The 19495-nt window shown below is 48.8% G+C and carries 18 protein-coding genes and 1 riboswitch; of the genes, 4 read left to right on the top strand and 14 right to left on the bottom strand.

Annotated features, from left to right (window positions below):
• Positions 1 to 25: 25 nt before the first annotated feature.
• From M2277_RS30235 to M2277_RS30215, 5 genes are all read right to left on the bottom strand, one after another.
• Entirely contained in the window at positions 26 to 3685 is a 3660-nt protein-coding gene (locus tag M2277_RS30235) for a response regulator (RefSeq protein WP_280756305.1), read from the bottom strand.
• Positions 3682 to 4857 carry a PP2C family protein-serine/threonine phosphatase gene (locus M2277_RS30230; protein ID WP_006212704.1) on the bottom strand — a complete coding sequence of 392 codons (1176 nt, stop codon included), beginning with the start codon at positions 4855 to 4857 and terminating at the stop codon, positions 3682 to 3684. The genes M2277_RS30235 and M2277_RS30230 overlap by 4 nt, the downstream gene beginning before the upstream one ends.
• Positions 4858 to 5111: 254 nt before the next feature.
• A complete protein-coding gene (locus tag M2277_RS30225) occupies positions 5112 to 5453 on the bottom strand; it encodes a YflT domain-containing protein (protein WP_036643483.1) in 342 nt (113 codons plus the stop codon).
• 87 nt (positions 5454 to 5540) lie between these two features.
• Positions 5541 to 6074, bottom strand: a complete 534-nt coding sequence (locus M2277_RS30220; protein WP_280756304.1) for a hypothetical protein — start codon at positions 6072 to 6074, stop codon at positions 5541 to 5543.
• A 56-nt stretch (positions 6075 to 6130) separates the two neighbouring features.
• Positions 6131 to 6652 (bottom strand): DUF948 domain-containing protein, encoded by a 522-nt coding sequence (locus M2277_RS30215; RefSeq protein ID WP_280756303.1) that lies wholly within the window; start codon positions 6650 to 6652, stop codon positions 6131 to 6133.
• A 280-nt stretch (positions 6653 to 6932) separates the two neighbouring features.
• Between M2277_RS30215 and M2277_RS30210 the strand changes: the two genes are divergently transcribed.
• Positions 6933 to 7097 (top strand): DUF1328 domain-containing protein, encoded by a 165-nt coding sequence (locus M2277_RS30210; RefSeq protein WP_006212708.1) that lies wholly within the window; start codon positions 6933 to 6935, stop codon positions 7095 to 7097.
• 126 nt (positions 7098 to 7223) lie between these two features.
• On the opposite strand, the gene M2277_RS30205 is transcribed toward M2277_RS30210, so the two are convergent.
• The 3 genes from M2277_RS30205 to M2277_RS30195 all read right to left on the bottom strand — a co-directional run bounded on the left by M2277_RS30205 (position 7224) and on the right by M2277_RS30195 (position 10069).
• A complete protein-coding gene (locus tag M2277_RS30205; RefSeq protein ID WP_036643487.1) occupies positions 7224 to 8729 on the bottom strand; it encodes a DHA2 family efflux MFS transporter permease subunit in 1506 nt (501 codons plus the stop codon).
• Positions 8730 to 8783: 54 nt separating this feature from the next.
• Positions 8784 to 9233, bottom strand: coding sequence for a MarR family transcriptional regulator (locus tag M2277_RS30200; protein ID WP_006212710.1), 450 nt, complete (start codon positions 9231 to 9233; stop codon positions 8784 to 8786).
• Between the two features lie 257 nt (positions 9234 to 9490).
• Entirely contained in the window at positions 9491 to 10069 is a 579-nt protein-coding gene (locus M2277_RS30195) for a hypothetical protein (RefSeq protein WP_006212711.1), read from the bottom strand.
• Between the two features lie 186 nt (positions 10070 to 10255).
• On the opposite strand from M2277_RS30195, the gene M2277_RS30190 reads away from it, so the two are divergent.
• Positions 10256 to 10600, top strand: a complete 345-nt coding sequence (locus M2277_RS30190; RefSeq protein WP_006212712.1) for a hypothetical protein — start codon at positions 10256 to 10258, stop codon at positions 10598 to 10600.
• Between the two features lie 107 nt (positions 10601 to 10707).
• On the opposite strand, the gene M2277_RS30185 is transcribed toward M2277_RS30190, so the two are convergent.
• Complete coding sequence (locus M2277_RS30185) at positions 10708 to 11586, bottom strand: cation diffusion facilitator family transporter (RefSeq protein WP_006212713.1); 879 nt, start codon at positions 11584 to 11586, stop codon at positions 10708 to 10710.
• Positions 11587 to 11809: 223 nt separating this feature from the next.
• On the opposite strand from M2277_RS30185, the gene M2277_RS30180 reads away from it, so the two are divergent.
• Positions 11810 to 11998 (top strand): hypothetical protein, encoded by a 189-nt coding sequence (locus M2277_RS30180; RefSeq protein WP_006212714.1) that lies wholly within the window; start codon positions 11810 to 11812, stop codon positions 11996 to 11998.
• Positions 11999 to 12129: 131 nt separating this feature from the next.
• On the opposite strand, the gene M2277_RS30175 is transcribed toward M2277_RS30180, so the two are convergent.
• The 5 genes from M2277_RS30175 to M2277_RS30160 form a co-directional block, all read right to left on the bottom strand.
• A complete protein-coding gene (locus M2277_RS30175) occupies positions 12130 to 13755 on the bottom strand; it encodes an ABC-F family ATP-binding cassette domain-containing protein (protein ID WP_006212715.1) in 1626 nt (541 codons plus the stop codon).
• A 181-nt stretch (positions 13756 to 13936) separates the two neighbouring features.
• Positions 13937 to 14968, bottom strand: coding sequence for an MBL fold metallo-hydrolase (locus M2277_RS30170; RefSeq protein WP_006212716.1), 1032 nt, complete (start codon positions 14966 to 14968; stop codon positions 13937 to 13939).
• 122 nt (positions 14969 to 15090) lie between these two features.
• Positions 15091 to 15192, bottom strand: a complete 102-nt coding sequence (cydS, locus tag M2277_RS31825; protein WP_006212717.1) for a cytochrome bd oxidase small subunit CydS family protein — start codon at positions 15190 to 15192, stop codon at positions 15091 to 15093.
• 5 nt (positions 15193 to 15197) lie between these two features.
• Positions 15198 to 16229 (bottom strand): cytochrome d ubiquinol oxidase subunit II, encoded by a 1032-nt coding sequence (locus M2277_RS30165; protein ID WP_280756302.1) that lies wholly within the window; start codon positions 16227 to 16229, stop codon positions 15198 to 15200.
• A complete protein-coding gene (locus M2277_RS30160) occupies positions 16226 to 17578 on the bottom strand; it encodes a cytochrome ubiquinol oxidase subunit I (protein ID WP_063477779.1) in 1353 nt (450 codons plus the stop codon). The genes M2277_RS30165 and M2277_RS30160 overlap by 4 nt, the downstream gene beginning before the upstream one ends.
• 356 nt (positions 17579 to 17934) lie before the next feature.
• Here M2277_RS30160 and M2277_RS30155 point away from each other — a divergent pair, with 356 nt between their 5' ends.
• A complete protein-coding gene (locus M2277_RS30155; protein ID WP_063477780.1) occupies positions 17935 to 19065 on the top strand; it encodes a virulence factor in 1131 nt (376 codons plus the stop codon).
• Positions 19066 to 19180: 115 nt separating this feature from the next.
• A riboswitch (Lysine riboswitch) is annotated at positions 19181 to 19360 on the top strand.
• Positions 19361 to 19495: the final 135 nt, after the last annotated feature.

The following is a 19495-nucleotide window of genomic DNA, read 5'->3' as shown; positions in this document are numbered from 1 at the left end:
CTTGTACTTTACCCACAAAAGCGGTTTACGAATACAACCAAACCCTCATAAGTGAAAGAAGCTGCTCGGTCTGAATCGGCTTCTTCATATAATCAGAGGCTCCGGCTTCAATACATTTCGCCCGGTCCTCTTTCATGGCTTTGGCTGTCAATGCTATAATCGGCAGCTTTTCGAACTCAGGCATCTCTCGCAGAAGGCGCATCGCTTCATAGCCGTCCATCTCCGGCATCATCATATCCATCAGCACCAAATCGTAGTCCGGATTATCCTGAAGCAGCTCTATCGCTTCCCTGCCGTTCTCGGCAAAGGTCACTTCCATGTTGTATCCTTCCAGTACGCTGGAGAGAGCAAATACGTTGCGAATATCATCATCCACAAGCAGAATCTTCTTGCCTTCGAACAGCTCTTCCTTATTGTGCAGCTTTTGCAGAATTTTACGTTTATCCTCCGGCAAATCGGCTTCAATCCGGTGGAGGAACAGGGTCGTTTCATCCAGAAGCCGTTCGGGAGATTTCACGTCTTTAATGATGATGGACTCCGCATATTTGCGAAGCTGCATCTCTTCCTTCGAATCCAGATCCTTACCGGTATAAATAATAATTGGCAGATCCATCAGGTTCTCATCATCACGAATCTGATCCAGCAGCTCAAAGCCCGTCATGTCTGTCAGCATCAAATCAAGCACCATACAGTCATAGCGCTGCTTACGCAGCTCGCTGAGTGCTTCGGCACCCGTGGATGCCGCCGTAATAGATACATCGTCATGACCGATCAATTCAATGATGGAGTTACGCTGAATGTCATCGTCCTCAACAATCAGGAGATGTTTCATCGATTTCTCTGCGTACGATTCGATATGCGTGAACGCATTCTCCAGTGCCTCTCTGGATGATGGCTTCTTCAGGTAGGCGATAGCCCCCATCATAAGTCCTTGCTTCACTTCGTCCACAACCGAGATCACATGCACCGGAATATGACGCGTAACCGCTGAGCTCTTCAACTCGCCCATGACGGACCAGCCGTCGATGACCGGAAGCTGAATATCCAGGATGATGGCGTCCGGTCTGTAGGACTTCGCCATCTCCAGGCCGATATCCCCCTGCAGAGCAACCAGGGCTTTGAACCCGCGTCCTCTAGCCATATCCAGAAGGATTCTGGCAAACTTCACATCATCCTCAATAATGAGCAGCACTCGATCGGTCGGCCCTATCTGGTTGCGATCATCATCCACTTGTACGGATGGGTTGACCTCTGTTGTGACCATCTTGGCCTTCGGAACAATCAGATTGCTCTCTGGCGGAGCCTCAATGGACGCCGCTGCCTCCTGTACTCCCTGAACCACTTCCGGAGGGCTGCTCGGCAGGAAGAGAGTGAAGCAGCTGCCCTTGCCTTCTTCCGATTCAACCAGAATCCCCCCGCCAAGCAGACGGGAAAGCTCGCGGCTGATCGACAAGCCGAGCCCGGTCCCGCCATATTTGCGGCTTGTGGTGCCGTCCACCTGCTGGAAAGCTTCAAAGATCAGATCGGTTTTGTCAGCAGGTATACCAATTCCACTGTCTTTTACCGCAAATGCCACATAGTCTGCTTCTGCATTCAAATAGATAGGGAGTTTCTCTGGATCGGCCTTCTCCACATGAAGTTCAACGGAGCCTTGGTTCGTGAACTTGAATGCATTGGACAGCAGGTTACGAAGGACTTGCTTCACGCGATGACTGTCCGTAACGATGCTTTGCGGAATGTCCTCCCCGATGTGTACATGAAGATCAATATGTTTACGCGACGCTACAGCGGCAAAATTCTGCTCCACAAAGGATTCAATATCCTGCAGCTGAACATCCTCGTAATTAATTTCCATTTTCCCGGCGTCCACTTTGGACAAGTCGAGAATTTCATCAATCATTTTGAGCAGGTCCGAACCTGACATATAAATCGTCTGCGCATATTCAATCTGCTTATCGCTCAGATTTCCGCTCTTATTCTCAGACAGCAGCTGTGACAAGATGAGCAGGCTGTTAAGAGGGGTTCGCAGTTCGTGAGACATATTTGCCATGAACTCCGACTTGTATTTGGTTGTAACCGAAAGCTGCTTCGCTTGCTGCTCTAGCTTCAACCGGGCCTTCTCAATTTCATCGTTCTTCTCTTCCACTTCCTGCACCTGTTCCTCCAGCGCGCGCGTCTTGGCAACCAGCTCGGTATTATAATGCTCGAGCTCTTCCTGTTGACGCTGCAGCAAATCTTCGGAACGTTTGAGGGCATTGGTTTGCTCCTCCAGATTTTCATTGGAACGGCGAAGCTCTTCTTGCTGGGTCTGCAGCTCCTCCGACTGAACCTGAAGCTCCTCTGTCATCGCCTGCGACTCCCGCAGCAGCTGCTCGACCCGCAGGCGTCCTGTAATATTATTCAGAATAATGCCAAGCGACTGACTCAGCTGTGAGATGAGCTGCTCCTGCAGGGATGTTGTCTCCTCGAAGGCTGCCAGCTCCACCACACCCAGCACTTCATTCTCGAACAGAATCGGATAGATCATGACGGAAATCGGTTTGGATGATCCCCAGCCGGACTCCACTTTCATGTAATCGTCAGGCGCATTTCTCAGCACAATCGGTTTCTTGTCCATCGCGACTTGCCCTACGAGTCCTTCCCCAATCATGAAGGAAATCTTGGGCTCCTCGCCGCCCTCATGCGCATAGGAACCTTTCAGTTCCAATTTATTCGGATGTTTATCTTCTTGATGAATATAAATAGCTCCATAGTGAGCACCTAATATCGGTGTGAATTCGCTAATAAACCGCTGACCCACCTCTTCAAGGGAATTAATCCCCTCCAGCAGCTCCGTTACTCTGGCCATATTCGAGTTAAGCCACGATTGATCACGCTGCGCCTGAAGATAGGTCTCCTCTATCCGCTGCTTCTCGAGAATATCTTCGGATAAGTCTTTAAATACCCGGGCTACATCTCCAAATTCATCCTTGGACGTAACTTTGATACGGCGAATCGCCTTCAGTCTGCCTTCCCCAAAACTCTTCAACATCATCGAGACAACGTTAATGCCCCGGGTAATGCTTGGAAGGATCCATAGAATGACCAGCATCCCGATTAATAGTCCACCGGCCATAATATAAATGAACATCTGAACGGAACGGTCATAAGCAGCCTTGGCTGCCGTAATATCATCATTGATCTTCTGATTCTCGTAGCTGCTAAGCTCGTTTAAGCTGGTAAGCATTTCATCCTGAACCGATTGCCCTGTTGAATTACGTAGCGAGTTAGCCTCGTCTGCATCGCTGTTGGCCAACAGATCCAGTGTCTTGTTCTGGTATACAATATATTCATTAACCGCACGTTCAATCCGGACCAGCAGCTGCTGCTCCTCAGCGGTATTTACGCTATCTTGAATGAATGAGAAATATTCCACTGCCTTTGTGGTCATGCTTTCGATTTCCTGTTTGGATACAGCATACGTGGATTGGTCATTGCTCAAAATCATATTCGTTAGCTCGCGCGCCATATTGTTGACTTCCCCGCGCATACCGCTGGAGTTTCGCACTTTTTGATAGCGCTCTTCATAGATTTTATCCATCTGGCTGTTCATATAACTAATCCGGTCGTACCCAATCAGGGTAAGAACCAGCATGAGAGCTAACAAGGTTGTAAAACCAATGACTAACTTACTCTTAAGCTTCATTGATTTATGTTCTCTCCTTTTTTAAGAGATATCCAAACCAGGCATTTATCGTCCTCTCGCTCCTGCAATGGATCATCCACAAAATATTGTTCCTTCATCTCATCTTCTCTCCAATGATGAGGGCCGCCCAAATGTTCCTTCAAATAGTCCAGCTTCTCGTCATGTCCGCCGTCCACCAATTCAAGCAGACCGTCGGTATACATCACCAAATGACCCTCGCCTTCATATTGAAAGCTTCTTGGCTCCATGTCTTCAATCCGATCGAACAAGCCTACCGGGCAGCAGCCTTGGTCCAGGGTCATAACACGGCCGTCTTCCTGGAAGAACAGCGCCGGTGGGTGACCGGCATTAACATAGTCCACCCGTTTCAAACGTGTGTCTACGACAAGATAGATAGCTGTAAAATAGTACTGTATCAGCTGTTCACCAAGGCTTAGCTGATTGAACCTGCGGTTCAATTCCTGAACGACTTTCTCCGGTTCGACATAAGTCGTCACGGTGTCTTTCAGAACCGAGGCAATGAACATGCAAAATAGGGACGAAGTAATACCGTGTCCCATCATATCCAGCAGAATCACGCCATATCGGCCATCTCCAAGCGGGTACCATGCGTACAAATCTCCCGCAAGCTCTGCCGAAGGCTGGTACAGTGCATGAATCTCTAGCTGCTCATCTTCAATTGGAGAGCTCAGGACGGCATTTTGAACCATAGCCGCAAGCTTAAGCTCCGCCTGCACCCGCTGTTCGCGCTCAATATGCCAGTCTTTCTCATGCTTTAACCGGAGCGCCAGGCGTATCCGTGCCATAAGTTCAACCTTGTTGATCGGTTTGGTCACATAATCTACAGCCCCGGCATCAAGGGCCTCTGCCAGCTTCTTGGAATCGCCGACGGCGGTTACCATAATGATCGGTATATCCTTCAAATGCTCGTATTGCTGAACAATACGGCATGCTTCTATTCCATCCATCTCGGGCATCATCATATCTAACAGAACCAGATCGATATCCGCTCTTCGTGGATGCAGCACATGGCTGCGATCCCCAAGTCCCAAATGCTCAAACATTTCCAGGGCTGAAGATGCAGATACGGTATCCTGGTAGTTTTCCTTTTTCAAGATTTCTCGAATAATGATGACGTTAGTCGGATTGTCGTCTACGATTAATATTCTCATTGCCCTCTCCTTTAACGTTCGGTTTATACGATAGAAATCCTTTTCCTACTATTATACTATAATAACCGCTGTATCTTTTGCCATAGAAAAAGGGTGTAAAACTTGAATCTTCCACTTTTAATAGGTTCATGGAACATTCTTTTAAAACATAGATAAGGAATGAGACCTGTTTATGTCTCATTCCTTATCTATGTTTTAAGACCTATAACTCATACTATAGTCACAGCGACAAGGCTGAACTTCCGTTACAGTTATTAATCCTTCTTAGCAATAACGAGTACTTTACCCAGATCCAGCTGCTTCTCATAGAAGCCTGCCTCTGCCTCGGTAAATCCTAGAGATACTATTTTGGCGCGCAGTTCATCGCCGCGTGAGCGGAACAGATTCGCAAAGGCATCGAACACGCCTTCTTCTTTGATGCCTACGTTATTGGCATCTGATGCATCCACAATCCGGCTCGTCTTATCCGAATCGTGAGCCAACACATAGATCCGATCATTATCGTAGCCGGACTGGCGAAGGTTCTGAACCTCCTGAACCGCCTGCGTACCATTCTCAACGACTTTTGCATAAGACTGTGTATTTGTAAATTCCATGATGAAAACCTCCCCTAATAGTGTAAAACCTAAATTTAGGTTATAGTCCAACTGTTATTACCCATCCTGTTCAAGGTTGAAACAGTTTTATTGACTATAATCGAAAAACAAATCAATTCCTTCAATCTGACCGGTATCCCGATCCACATAAACCTTAAGCGCATTTTGATTCTCGAGATAAACATCTCCGTCCTCGGCTTTAAAATATGGCTTGCCCAAGGATGCCCGGACCCGTTCGGTTGTCATACCTATGCTCTGGTCTTCCACCTGAAAGGAGTCTGCAGAGGGCTTCACATGAACGTATTCGGTATAACCGTTGCGGACACCAACCTCCATGTCTTTATAATGAAGCTTGGTTATCCCGCTCAAGTCTTCCTGTTCAGTTCGGGCCGGCGTTCCCAGCTTACGGATAACGTCTTTCTTGCTATCCGTTAAGGAAATCCCGTTTAATGTCCCATAGCTCTCTACAGAATTGTCGCTAATATGTGCTTGTCCAACATCCGAAGCGGCTAGAATTATAGGCGGCTGCGATATCCCGGCTGTATGCTGTGGCTCTGACACAACACCTCCACCTCCGGAGTAAATCAAGAGCCCTACCATCAACAGTGTGACATTCCACATGCGACCTCCTCCTTTCTTCACCTTACAGAGCTGTAACTTGAATTCGCTCTTTCGATTTATCTGGCCTTTTGACGGCGGAAACTATGCCACAGACTAACGGCTGTGTCCACATAGGCTAACCAATTCCGACTGCGTGACTTCTCTTGTGCTTCTGTATTCTGATATACGGCATCATAAGACTGGAACGTGCGGTCTTGGGCTGTCACAGGCACTTCTTGACGAATGCGCGGCTCTTCCTTCTGCTCCACCCTGGACTGCTTGAAGCGGCTGACCATGCCTGAGGAAACCTGCTTCACCGCGTAGGTAACCTCACTTAAAGCCTCTCCCAGGTTCTTGACGGTATCCATTACAGGGTCGATCTGCTTCATCTTATGCTGAACATCCACCGTAATATCGTTTGTATTTCGAATCGTCTGCTTCACTTCGTAGCTCAATTCGTCCACGGTCTTTTGAACTTCCTGAAGTGTTTGTGTTACCCTTTCGAGCGATTGTGTTGCGGCCTTTAAGGTCTTGATCAAGAAGAAGACAAGAACCGCAAACGCTACAGCGATGATGGCAACACTGATTTGTGTTAGCATACGTTGTCCCTCACTTTCCAGTAATGTTTGGTTTTCGATACGCAATAGTTACCCCATCCCCAACCTTACGAAACAAAGGGCATTTGCCAGGAATGCCACCATTCGCCAAGTTGTTTCATCCTCTGCCGCCTCGGTTAAAGAACACTACGAAGGGCGCTGAGGCAACTTGCCAACGCCTCCCTAACGATCCTTCAAATTGGGTATATGCCGCTTCATAGAACATCATGCAATCCCAGGAGCATATCCAATTAAAATCGATTAAGAAAGCAGGGTGAACATTATGTTAAAATGGTCCGTTATTTTTCTAGTTGTTGCATTGATTGCAGGGATCTTCGGCTTCTTCGGTATCGTAGAGGCTGCAGCCAGCATTGCGAAGGTTCTGTTCTTCATCTTCGTTGTCCTGTTTGTGATCTCTCTCTTTACCGGACGCAGACGAAGTATGTGACGCTGTCGCATACTTGAAGCCCATGCATTGAACATACACAGAGGAAATGTAAAAAAAAGGGTGTCCTGCCGTAGATAAACGGCTTGGGACACCCTTTTTTTGCTGCGCAGTTGATAGGAATAAGGACTACAGCGTCGCTGCGGCGGCTTCCTGATTACCAGAGGTCTTTGGCTCATCCGCCGGCTTCGTTTTCTTGATGAAGAAAGCCAGAATCAAGGAAACCACACTGATACCTGTAGCAATGACAAAGGCATAGTTAATGCCATAAATGGTTGCTTCGTTTCCAAGCTTAAGCAAATCGGCCTGATTCTTCGGATCAAACAGTCCCGATTGCATCAAGGCTTCCCCCTTGCTCTGTGCCTGGGTAGACATCACGGTAACGAGAATCGCCGTTCCGATCGAGCCGGAAACCATGCGGAGCGTATTCGACATGGCGGTGCCATGAGCGTTCATGCTCCGTGGCAGCTGGTTGAGTCCAGCCGTCTGGATTGGCATCATGAGCATGGACATCCCGAACATTCTTGCCGTGTAGATGATCATAATGTGGTTGTAAGACAGCGTCTCCGTCAGATTGCTGAACTCCCATGTCGTAATGACCGTAATGGCAAGACCGATGACAGCGAGCCATTTGGCGCCGATCTTGTCAAATATCGCCCCCGTAATCGGCGACATGATTCCCATCAGAATAGCACCGGGAAGCATAAGAAGTCCGGATTCTACAGGTGTGAACCCGCGAATCTGCTGTAAATAGATCGGAAGCAGAATCATACCCGCATACATCGCCATCGTAACAATGACATTGATCAAGGTTGTTAACGAGAACATGTTGTACTTGAAAATACGGAACTCCAGCATCGGATTGTCGACGGTCATTTCCCGCCATACAAACAGGATGAGTGCTATCGCACCGACAACCAGCGTGGTAACAACCGGTGCGCTGGACCAACCGTCATTCCCGGCATCACTGAAGCCGTACAGCAGACCGCCAAATCCAAGAGTCGATAAAATGACAGCGAGCATATCCAGCTTAGGTCGGCTGACCTCGGTCACATTTTTGAGGAAGAAGATCCCGATTAGCGTTGCAATAATGGAGAAAGGCAAAATCATGTAGAACAACACACGCCAATCATAATGCTCCACGATATATCCTGAGAGCGTAGGCCCGATGGCAGGAGCAAAGATCATGGCGATCCCCATCATGCCCATCGCTTTCCCCCGGTTCTCAATAGGGAAAATGTTCAGAAATACAACGGTCATAAGCGGCATCAGTATGCCCGCGCCAGCTGCCTGAACGAGACGTCCGGTCAGCAGGAATGCAAAGTTCGGGCTAACAGCGCACAGCAAGGTGCCAATCGTAAACAGCGTCATCGCACTGATAAACAGCTGTCTTGTCGAGAAACGCGCGATCAGGTAGGCGGTAACAGGAATCAGCACCCCATTTACCAGCATGAAGCCTGTAGTCAGCCACTGGGCTACCGTCGGTTTGATATTCAAATTTTCCATGATGCTCGGAAGAGCAACATTCATCAATGTCTGATTGAGAATCGCAACAAATGCACCAATCATCAATGCGGCAATGATGGGACCTTTCTTAATGGGCTCGCCGGGGCGAACAGCAGTATGGGTACTCATGTGTAGGTTTCACTCTCTCTTTCTAAGTAAGTTCATGTGATAAACTGTATTGTTCTATGTGGACATCTGACTTTGCATATGTTCGACATTCACCATAATTTTGCGATACAGGATGTTAAGCTGCTTAACCTCTTCGTCGGATAAGAATCCGTATAACAAATGACTCAGTTCGGCGCGCTTCTTGGCCAATTGATCAATCAGATCCAGCCCGCGGGGCGTAATTTCCAGATGGACAACCCGGCGATCCTCGGTATCTCTTATTCGACGCGCAAATCCGCCTTCAATCAGCTTATCGGATATGCCGGTTACTGCCCCGCACGTCACATGAATGGTATCCGCCAAGTCCGACAATCTCAAGGACCCCAGTTCATGAAGTTTCTCCAAAGCGGCATACTGGGTTCTGCCTATTTTAGGAAACCCCTCCTTCTGCCATTCATGATGAACCGTCCGAACCATCTTCTTAAATAGCATCTCCAACTCCAGAATTTCATTCCGCATGGACATGTATTCATTACACTCCTTTAAAGGTCCAGCACTCCTTCAATAGAGACACCCACTCCTTCGCCTCTAAATACTTTAGTACTAAAACATTTATTTCTAAACAATTACTGATTATAGTGGCCGATCTCCACAGTGTCAATCTTTACATATATATTTCTACCATAATGTTTTTCTGAAAATTATGACATTGAATGATAGGTCATCATAAAAAAAGACTCAAACAAGATTTCTTGTTTGAGTCTTAAGCCTAGTCTCTAACTTTACTTAAACAGCGACGGAATGGACATCCAATCCATCGTGAAATTCAATTCCAGACCATCGGATAGAAATTTAACATTATTCACTGTTACCAGATCCGGTAAATAGTCCTTCAGCGAAACTTGAATGGGCTCCAGTTGAAACAGATTCTGCGGTACTTCAACGCCCCGGATGGTTGTAGATTGATGAGTCAAGTAAAGATGGCTTCCCTCCGCAGACATTTGAAAGCGAAGCACGGCACCAAAGGGAACGATCCCCCATTTCCCGTTCATATGCGCTGTCATGGTAGTGCCGTTCATCGTGAAATCGGCCCCAGTAATCTCAACACCCAGATTATGGGTGCTTATATATTTTACCATGTTCTTTTTGCTCAATTCCCCGACTTCCTCGGTGCTCAGCAGCATACGAGTATCCCGGTTCGATACCATGGTCATCAACTTGTCCTTGAAATCAACGGAGCGATAACGCATGTCCAGAGACTGTGTAGGATAAACAAACCAGACCGCCGCACCGATGATCACAAGAAGCAGGATAAATATTCCCAATAGGAATCGTCCGGCTCTTTTTTTTCGGCGTACCATCTTTAGTCCCCCTCCCATTGGATATCCCTGTAAATACAGGGTTTTTCCCATCTCCAAAGTATATAGGAATCCGTGAAACTTGTCACGATTTGAGAAATGTTCCCAACTTTCTTGGTTCATAACATCCAAATCGTGGTTATTACGATATTGTCAAATCATACTTCGGTCCCAAGGAGGAATTATTCCATGAAAAAAACTCTAAGCATTACTGCAGCCCTAGCACTCACCCTGTCCCTGACCGCCGTAGCCAGCGCAGATCCGATCAGCGGAACGGTATCCGACACAACCGCACCTGCTCCCATCTCGGTAGAAGAGCCGATTATCAAACCTGAGGAAGTTGTACTGGTTCCTACACCTATGATTGAGCTGACCGAAAGAACTTACTTCTATAACGCTCCAAATGGCCAAAAGCTTGGCGCCTTGGGTGCGCAAAAAATCGACACCACCGGCAATCGACAGGATGTCGTGTTTGGCGGGGAATGGGTCGAAGTTTATACATGGCTCGGTAAGGCTTGGATTTATGTAGAGTAATCATCTATGATGAGGGCTCCTTGATCCATCAAGTATCCCTTGCATATTAAATGGCAGGTCAAGAAATCTTGACCTGCCATTTGTATAACCTCTTATTATCCACCAGACTACGATGACGAAGCTTTAGGCTCAACATGGATGTGAACGCTCATGATATTGTGAATCTTCTCCATCTGCTCTTCTATGCGGTCACTGATTCGATGCCCCTCCAAAACGCTGATATCCGGGTCCACCTCGATGACAACATCCACCAGCACGTGATTGCCGTGAATTCGGGCCTTCATGTCTTTGATACCCTCAACGCCGGGCGTACGGGCTATCGTGCTCCTTAAGTCTGATAAACGATTCTCGTCAAAACCATCCGTCAGACTATAAGTGCAATCCCTGAATATTTCCCATGCCGTTTTGCAAATAATGACACCAACGGCTACTGCTGCTACCGTATCGAGCCAAGGCAAACCGAATTGAGCGCCAATGATACCGACCGCTGCCCCCACACTGACAAGTGCATCCGACAAATTATCCTTGGCCGCCGCCATGAGCGCCTGATTATCGATCCGTCGGGCCAGGTTCCGATTGTACCGGTAGACGCCAATCATCGCAATCGCGCTGATCCCCGCTACGCCGGCAGACCATAGATTCGGCACTTCCTTAGCTCCCTCAAAAAAAGAACGCACGGCTTCAACCAGCACCTGTATCCCGACAACCGCCATAATAAATGAGGCAATTAATGCTGCAATCGTCTCCGCTCTTAAATGCCCGTATGCATGATCGGAATCCGGCGGTTTCTGGGAAATCCGCAGTCCGATCAATACAGCGAGTGATGCCACGATATCCGTAAGGTTATTGAAACCGTCCGCAAGCAGGGCACTGGACGCAAAAAAATATCCGCTGAATATTTTAAACGATGATAATACGAGATAAGCCGCAATACTGATCCAGGCCCCGCGTTCACCTTGTTTGATGTTGTCATAGGTATTTACCATGCATGTCTCTCCTTTTGCTGCTCCCTATAGGGTTAAAGCATATCCATCATTATCCATATTTAATCCTAATAACGGAAATTCGTGTGGGTCCAAAAGAAACATGATGGCTTTCGTCCAATCCTTCAGTGGACGTAGAAAATGATATTAATCATTGTTACCCTTGCCGGGCGTTTTAAAAACGAATAAAATGAGGACAAGCGAACACGAAGAGGAGGGTGATACTATGCCCGAGAATAATGAGTCACGTAAAGTGAATTTGGCTGATGCCATCAAGCAAAAGCTGGAGCAGAAGAAACAGCAAAATTCAGCCGCCAATAAGCCGGGACAATTCCAGGCTGGATCTGCGCAAAAAATGAAAAGTCAAAACAACAAAAAACCAAACAACCAGCGTCGTCGTACTGGCGGTTCGTAGAGCCAAAGCCCTACAGACGCGAAAAAAATGCTGTACCTCCAACTTATCCGAGGTGCAGCATTTTTTATTGGAGCGGTGAGGATGAGAAAGCTGTTAACCATCATCTTCCCCGCCATCTGTTAATTGTAACCTTATGCTTCAACCGGGTACATGCTTTCACGAAGACCCTTAACCTCTTCGCTCTCCAGATACTCGTCATAACTCATGCTGCGGTCAATTACGCCATTCGGCGTAATCTCAATGATCCGGTTCGCAATCGTCTGAATGAACTGATGGTCATGCGAGGTGAACAGAATCGTTCCATCGAAATCGATCAGGCCATTGTTGAGTGCCGTAATGGATTCCAAATCCAAGTGGTTCGTCGGCTCGTCGAATATCAGCACGTTTGCACCGTTCAGCATCATTTTTGCCAGCATGCAGCGAACCTTCTCGCCCCCGGACAATACGCTTGCCTTCTTCAGCGCTTCCTCACCGGAGAACAGCATGCGGCCCAGGAACCCCCGCAGGAATGTTTCATCCTGGTCTTTGGAGTATTGGCGCAGCCATTCCACAAGATTGATATCCACGCCGTCGAAATAAGCGGAGTTGTCTTTCGGGAAATAAGCTTGGGTAGTTGTAACTCCCCAGCTGTATTCGCCCGCATCTGCCTCAGTTTCACCTGTAATGACCTGGAACAGCGTTGATTTCGGCATCCCGTTTGGTCCAACAAATGCGATTTTGTCGCCTTTGTTCACAACAAAGCTGATGTTATCCAGAACCTTCTCGCCATCCAGGGACTTCGTAATGCCATCCACCGTGAGCAATTGTTTACCAGCTTCGCGTTCAGGCTTGAAGTGGAGAAACGGATATTTCCGGTTCGAAGGACGAAGGTCCTCCAGCGTGATTTTATCAAGCTGTTTCTTACGGGAAGTCGCCTGCTTCGATTTGGAAGCATTCGCGGAGAAGCGTTGGATAAACGCCTGCAATTCCTTGATCTTCTCTTCCTTTTTCTTGTTAGCATCGCGTTGAAGTTCAAGAGCCAGCTTACTGGATTCGTACCAGAAGTCGTAGTTACCGACATACAGCTGGATTTTACCAAAGTCGATATCCGCAATATGCGTACATACCTTGTTCAGGAAGTGACGGTCATGGGACACCACGATAACGGTGCCTTCGTAATCCATAAGGAAGTTCTCGAGCCACTGAATCGATTCCAGGTCCAAGTGGTTGGTAGGCTCATCCAGCAGCAGGTTGTGCGGGCGGCCAAACAAGGCCTGCGCCAAGAGAACGCGTACCTTCTCATTGCCGCTCAACTCTGCCATTTTCTTATCATGCAGCTCGCGCGGAATACCGAGACCAATCAGGAGCGCCGCCGCATCCGGCTCTGCATCCCATCCGTTCAACTCTGCGAATTCGCCTTCCAGCTCACCCGCACGCATACCGTCTGCTTCGGAAAAATCGGATTTTGCATAGAGCGCATCCTTCTCTTTCATGATGTGGTACAGACGTGCATGGCCCATGATAACCGTCTCCAGAACTGGATACTGGTCATATTCATAGTGGTTCTGCTTCAGAACCGCCATCCGTTCATTCGGTGTCATATGAACCTCGCCTTGGTTTGGCTCAATCTCACCGGAGAGGATTTTTAAGAATGTAGACTTACCCGCCCCGTTTGCGCCGATGAGGCCGTAGCAGTTGCCCGGGGTGAATTTTATATTGACATCTTCAAATAGTGCTCGTTTGCCATAGCGGAGCGTTACGCCGCTTGTACTGATCATTAAGCATTACCATCCTTTATCACTATTGGTTTCAGCACATTATAGCATAAGTCCGGCGGTTATCGAAGCTTCTGCACGATATAAAACGGTTTTAAACAAATATAACCTCCTGCTCCCGCCAATTTCTCTTGGCAAGCACACAGGAGGCCTATATGGTTCATCCTATTAAAATTTAAAGTGATTAAGATTGTGCACTGCGGCATTCAGGTTGAACCTTGAAGGTTTCTCCGTACTTCAATACGCAAATTCTCTCCTTGGCGATACCGAGCCGCTGGCGTTCCGCTTCCATCCGGTCCAGCGCTTCTCTGGCTGTATCGTCAGCTAGCTTAAACGTACCGTAATGCATCGGAATCATCGTCTCCGCTTTCACATCCATAAACGCCTGCAGCGCCTCTTCCGGATTGACATGCTGTGACGTCATGAACCATTCCGGCTCATAGGCCCCGATCGGCATCAGAGCAAGGTGGATGTTGAACCGCTCGCCAATCAGCTTGAAGCCCTCGAAGTATCCGCTGTCTCCGGCAAAATATACATTCGGCGGAAGCAAGCGGGTATTGGCCTCGGCAGCACCCCCGACTTCACATGAGGATTCATCAGAAGGATCCGGGTCGATCTTCGCGTCCTGCAAAACAGGCTCCATCACGAATCCTCCCCAGTGGGATGTGTTCGTGTCAAACGGCGTGCGCCGTGTCCAGTGCTGAGTTGGCACAAATGAGAATTTCACGTCCCTGATGGTCGTGGATTCCCACCATTTCAGCTCGATGACACGGCGGAAGCCCTTATTCATCATTTTGCGACGCAGACCAATCGGCACAATAATGGTCGTATCCGCACGATACAGCTTGCGGATCGAAGCAATATGCATATGGTCATAGTGAGAATGCGAGATCAAAATAACATCGATTGGGGGAATCTCATGAATGGGAAGTCCAGGTTCTCCAAGGCGCTTGTTAAAACCCATTCTCCGCGCCCATACGGGATCAGTAACGATATTCATGCCTTCATATTGGATGAAGAACGTGGCGTGCCCGATCCAGGTAACGGAGGTTTCGTGCCGGTTGCTATGCAAATACTGAAGATCCGGCGTCAGGTTCGGAATGCAGTAGGAATAATCCTTCTTCTTCTGACGACGTTCGTCGCGCCACTGCTTGAACTGTTTCAGTGTTTTGTCTGTGCTGACGTTATCGATATTGTTATAGCGAATCTTTGGCATGCAGCCTCCTCCTTCCATTACCCATATTTTAACCTGTAATGACCTATCCGCTCAACTTTACGCTTGTTGTTCTTTTTACACCGAATGATTATTTGCGAAACAATCCCTTTGAGTATATAGCTTCAATCCGAAGGATCCTTGTACTTTACAACATAGATCGCCAGAAAGGCTACAGCAGCCAGAACGGTTAGCATCGGTGCGACAAAAATGCTGAAATCCTCCACTTCGCTCACCCTTTCTTGGCGGACTTGCCCCGAATGTAGTTGGCGTCGAACAGAAACAGCCGCATCAGCAGGATCAGCGAAGGAACCAGCACGCAGAAGCCAAGGATGAACGCGGTAATTAAAGCGATCGCCATGGCGTCGTTCGTAATGCTCTCATGAATATGAATGTAATTATAGAGAATGTACGGCAGATGGGAGCGGCCATAGCCATACCAGGCAAACGCAAATTGGAACATGACCATGATAAAAGCGATGCCGAGCCGGGTACGTTTCCACACAAGATAGACCGCAATCACGAAGCAGATAAACGATGCGATAAACATCCAGGCGATATCCAGCATGTTTTGAAAATGGACCGGATTCTGATGGTTGATCTGGAAAAACGCGAAAACCGAAGCGAGGATGGTCGGTCCGCTCCAGCCCAGCGCATATCCCCGGACCACGCCGAATGCCACCTCATCCCCCGCGCGCTGCGCGTAATAGGACAAGAACATCGCCGAGATATACAGAACACTGACAAGAGCGAGCAGGATAACCGACCACGTGTACGGATTCGTAAAGAATGCATACCAGTGCAGCTCCACCTTCCCGTTGTCCACATAGATAATGCCGCCTTCCGAGATGGCTAGTATCGTGGACAGCGCAGCAGGAATGAGGAGGCCCGTTGCTCCGTATAACCCCATGTGTACGATGTTGTTCCCGATCTGGGTGCCATACGTATGATAGGCGTAATAAGCGCCCCGAATCGCCAGCAGCACAAGCGCAAGGCTGCCCGGTACGAGCAGAGCGGTTCCATAATAGTACGCTGCATCCGGAAAGAAACCGACAAGACCGACCACAAAAAAGATCAGGAACACGTTGGTCACTTCCCACACGGGGGATAAGTACCGCTGAATGATGTTATGAATCTTGTTCTCATGTCCGGTAAGAACACTGTAAAAGCTGAAAAATCCGGCACCGAAATCAATCGAGGCAACCAGCAAATAGCCAAACAGGAACGTCCACAGGACGGTTATTGCCACCATGGCATAGCTCATTTGCGGTCTCCCCCTTCGAGTTCAAGTCCCAGCTGCCGGATTTCCTCTTCAGCACTCTTATTGCGGAACAATTGGCTAAGCACCCGGATCGCGGAAATGGAGAGCACCAGATACAGGACGATAAACAGCACCAGCATCCAGCCGACGCTGGAAGAAGTCGTCGCAGCATCCGATACCTTCATATATCCGCGTAAGATCCATGGCTGCCTTCCAATCTCGGCAAGGAACCAGCCCAGCCATATGGCTGTCATTGAGAGAGGCCCTAAAGCCAATATACTGAGCAGCAGCCATTTTGGATAAGGCTTTTTGCCAGGAAGTTTCTTGCGGAACATATACAAGAGCGGTATGAGAACGATCACCGCGCCGCTTGTCACCTTCAAATCAAAAAAATAGTGGACCGACAGGGGCGGTCTTTCATTCTCCGGAAATTCATTCAACCCGATGACCTCCGTGCTGGGACTATTCCCGGCTAATATGCTAAGCGCATAAGGAATCTCCAGTGCATACTTAATCTCATTGTTCTCATCGAGGAAACCGCCGTAAATAAGCGGAGCCTCGGTCATCGTCTCAAAATGCCACTCGGCCGCCGCCAGCTTCTCCGGCTGGTATTTCGCCAGAAACTTGCCGGAGAAATCCCCGATCATCACCGTCGCTACAGCAAAAACAAAGGTGGACACCACCGTCAGTTTCAGCGCTTTTTTAAAATAAATATGTTTGCTCCCCCGCAGAAGGCTGAAGGCCGCTATACTCGCCAATGCCGCAGCGCTGGTGGTATACGCAGAAGCCAGTACATGACTTACCTTCGTTGGTGTCGCCGGATTGAACATGGCTACGAACGGGTTTACATTCGTGAATACACCGTCCACCAGTTCAAAGCCCTGCGGCTGGTTCATAAAAGCGTTCATGCTGGTAATGAAGAACGCCGAACCCGAAGCGCCAATTGCTACAGGGATCAGCAGCATCAGATGGGTCCACTTGTTCTTGAAGCGATCCCACGTGTACAGATATATGCCTAGAAAGATAGCCTCCACAAAAAAAGCAAAGGTTTCCAAAAATAGCGGCAGTGCAATGGCCTTACCGGCAACACGCATAAACGTAGGCCACAGCAGGCTTAGCTGCAGACCGATCGCGGTACCTGTCACAACGCCGACCGCCACGGTAATGACATACCCCCGCGCCCACCGCCTGGCGAGCAATGTATAGTAATTGTCTCCCGTCCGGATCCCCCTCCACTCCGCCAGGGCCAGCATGATCGGAATTCCTACCCCGATGGTTGCCAGAACAATATGTACAAACAGGGTCAGACCGGTTAATATCCGGCTCATCAGTACTGGATCCAGTGAAGACATCAGGTTCACTCCTTGGGTTCTTTTATCCAAAATATTTCATGTAGCGCAAATATCCTTTCACCGCGCCGTAGAGCATAATGGCCGCAACGATAAAGCATAGAAGCGCAAGCCTTCTCTCCTGATTCCTGTACATGCGTACGCCAGCCTCCCTATGTATGACAGCCCTCTGCAAGGGTGCTATTCTTCGCAGCGGTTACTCTTTGAAAATAGGAATGGAATACAGCCACCCTTATCAGTTTGACAAACCTTTCCTCTTTTTATCCAAAGTCCGTTCATTTTGTTTGAAACCGCTGCATGATGTTTTTTCCTGCTGGGAAAAGAGGTACAATAAGAAGATAAGGAGGCGATACCATACCATGAAAATTACATTCATTGAACCAACCCCGAGCCCGAACTCCATGATGCTTCATCTCGATGAAACGCTGGAAGCCGGGATACGCAGAACATATACAGTAGATAACGAACGTTCGGCTCCCCCCTGGATCAAGCAATTGCTGCACATTCCGGGTGTGAAGAGCGTGTTCCATACCCTCGATTTCATCGCGCTGGACCGTAAAGGCAATGCCGATTGGCCTTCCATTCTGGGCGCTGTTCAGGAAATATTCGGCCAGGAGGGACTTGCTGCCGGATTAAAAGAAGCCGATGAGGACTTCGCCTTCGGCGAAGCTCAAGTATTCGTGCAGTATTTCCGGAATATTCCGATGCAAATTCGTGTAAAGGGCGGTAACCAGGAAGAACGTATCGGCCTGTCCGAGCGCTTCTCCCAAGCGGTAGCTGCCGTGGGAACCGCATCGCTTATCAAGGAACGCAAACTGAAGGAATACGGCGTTCGCTACGGACAGCTTGCCGACATTGCCCGTGACGTCGAGCAGGAGCTTGAGGCTGCATTCCCGCAGGAGCGGCTGGATAAGGTTGTCGCTCAGGCCATTGCCCATGGTGCAAGCGATGAGGACTTCGTCGAGCAGCGCCGGAAGCTGACAGACGAAGAAATGGAAGCTGCGCTGCAGGACGAAGACTGGCGCGTCCGCTATGCCGCCCTGGATGTACTGGAGCCGACCGAGAAACACATCCCGCTGCTTCGCAAAGCGCTTCAGGATCCGAAGATGCAGATTCGCCGGCTCGTTGTTGTGTACTTGGGCGACCTTCGCTCACCTGAAGCGATGGAGCTCTTATATGAAGCGATGCGCGACGAAACGCCAGCCGTGCGCCGTACCGCCGGCGATACGCTGTCCGATATCGGGGATGCTGCCGCTACCCCGGTCATGATCGAAACGCTGAAGGACAGCAGCAAGATTGTTCGCTGGCGTGCTGCACGCTTCCTGTATGAAGTGGGGACCGAGGAAGCCCGTTCCGCTCTTGAAGAAGCTGCGGACGATCCGGAGTTTGAGGTTAGCCTTCAGGCCCGCATGGCACTGGAACGCATCGAATCCGGTGAAGAAGCCGCCGGAACCGTCTGGCAGCAAATGGCCAAGCGGAATCAATCCTAATCGCACAGGAGTCAACCGCGAACCGTCAAAATTAACCATTGCTTCTAGCGAATGATGTGATTTATACTAGGAATCTCTTGCTAGAATTGAATATACAGATAGCCTCATCATTCCAAGATGAGGTAGAGGTTGCAGACATGATCAGTAGTTGTGCCGAGGCGAAGAGAAGCCGGTGAAGCACAGTGAAAGGCATGTCTGCCGAAGTGCAGGGTATGCTCTTGTATCCTGTGCTGGGACCGTTGTCGAAAGAAACGGAACTGTCACGGGGAACTCCCCGTGTTGTGCTATCTTCATGGAGGGTAATGATGCGGATACGATAAAGACCGCAGGTATTGTGAAGTGCACCCCTTAGAATGGACATTGGAATAAACCCCTGGTTTATCCGATGAAATTCTAGGGGGTGCATTTTTGTATGGCAATTAAGGGACAA

This window comes from Paenibacillus sp. LBL, from assembly GCF_029893715.1.
GTDB classification, from domain to species: domain Bacteria; phylum Bacillota; class Bacilli; order Paenibacillales; family Paenibacillaceae; genus Paenibacillus_AQ; species Paenibacillus_AQ glucanolyticus.
The sequence above is the reverse complement of the archived record's forward strand: the minus strand, read 5'-3'. Positions and strand labels throughout refer to the sequence as shown.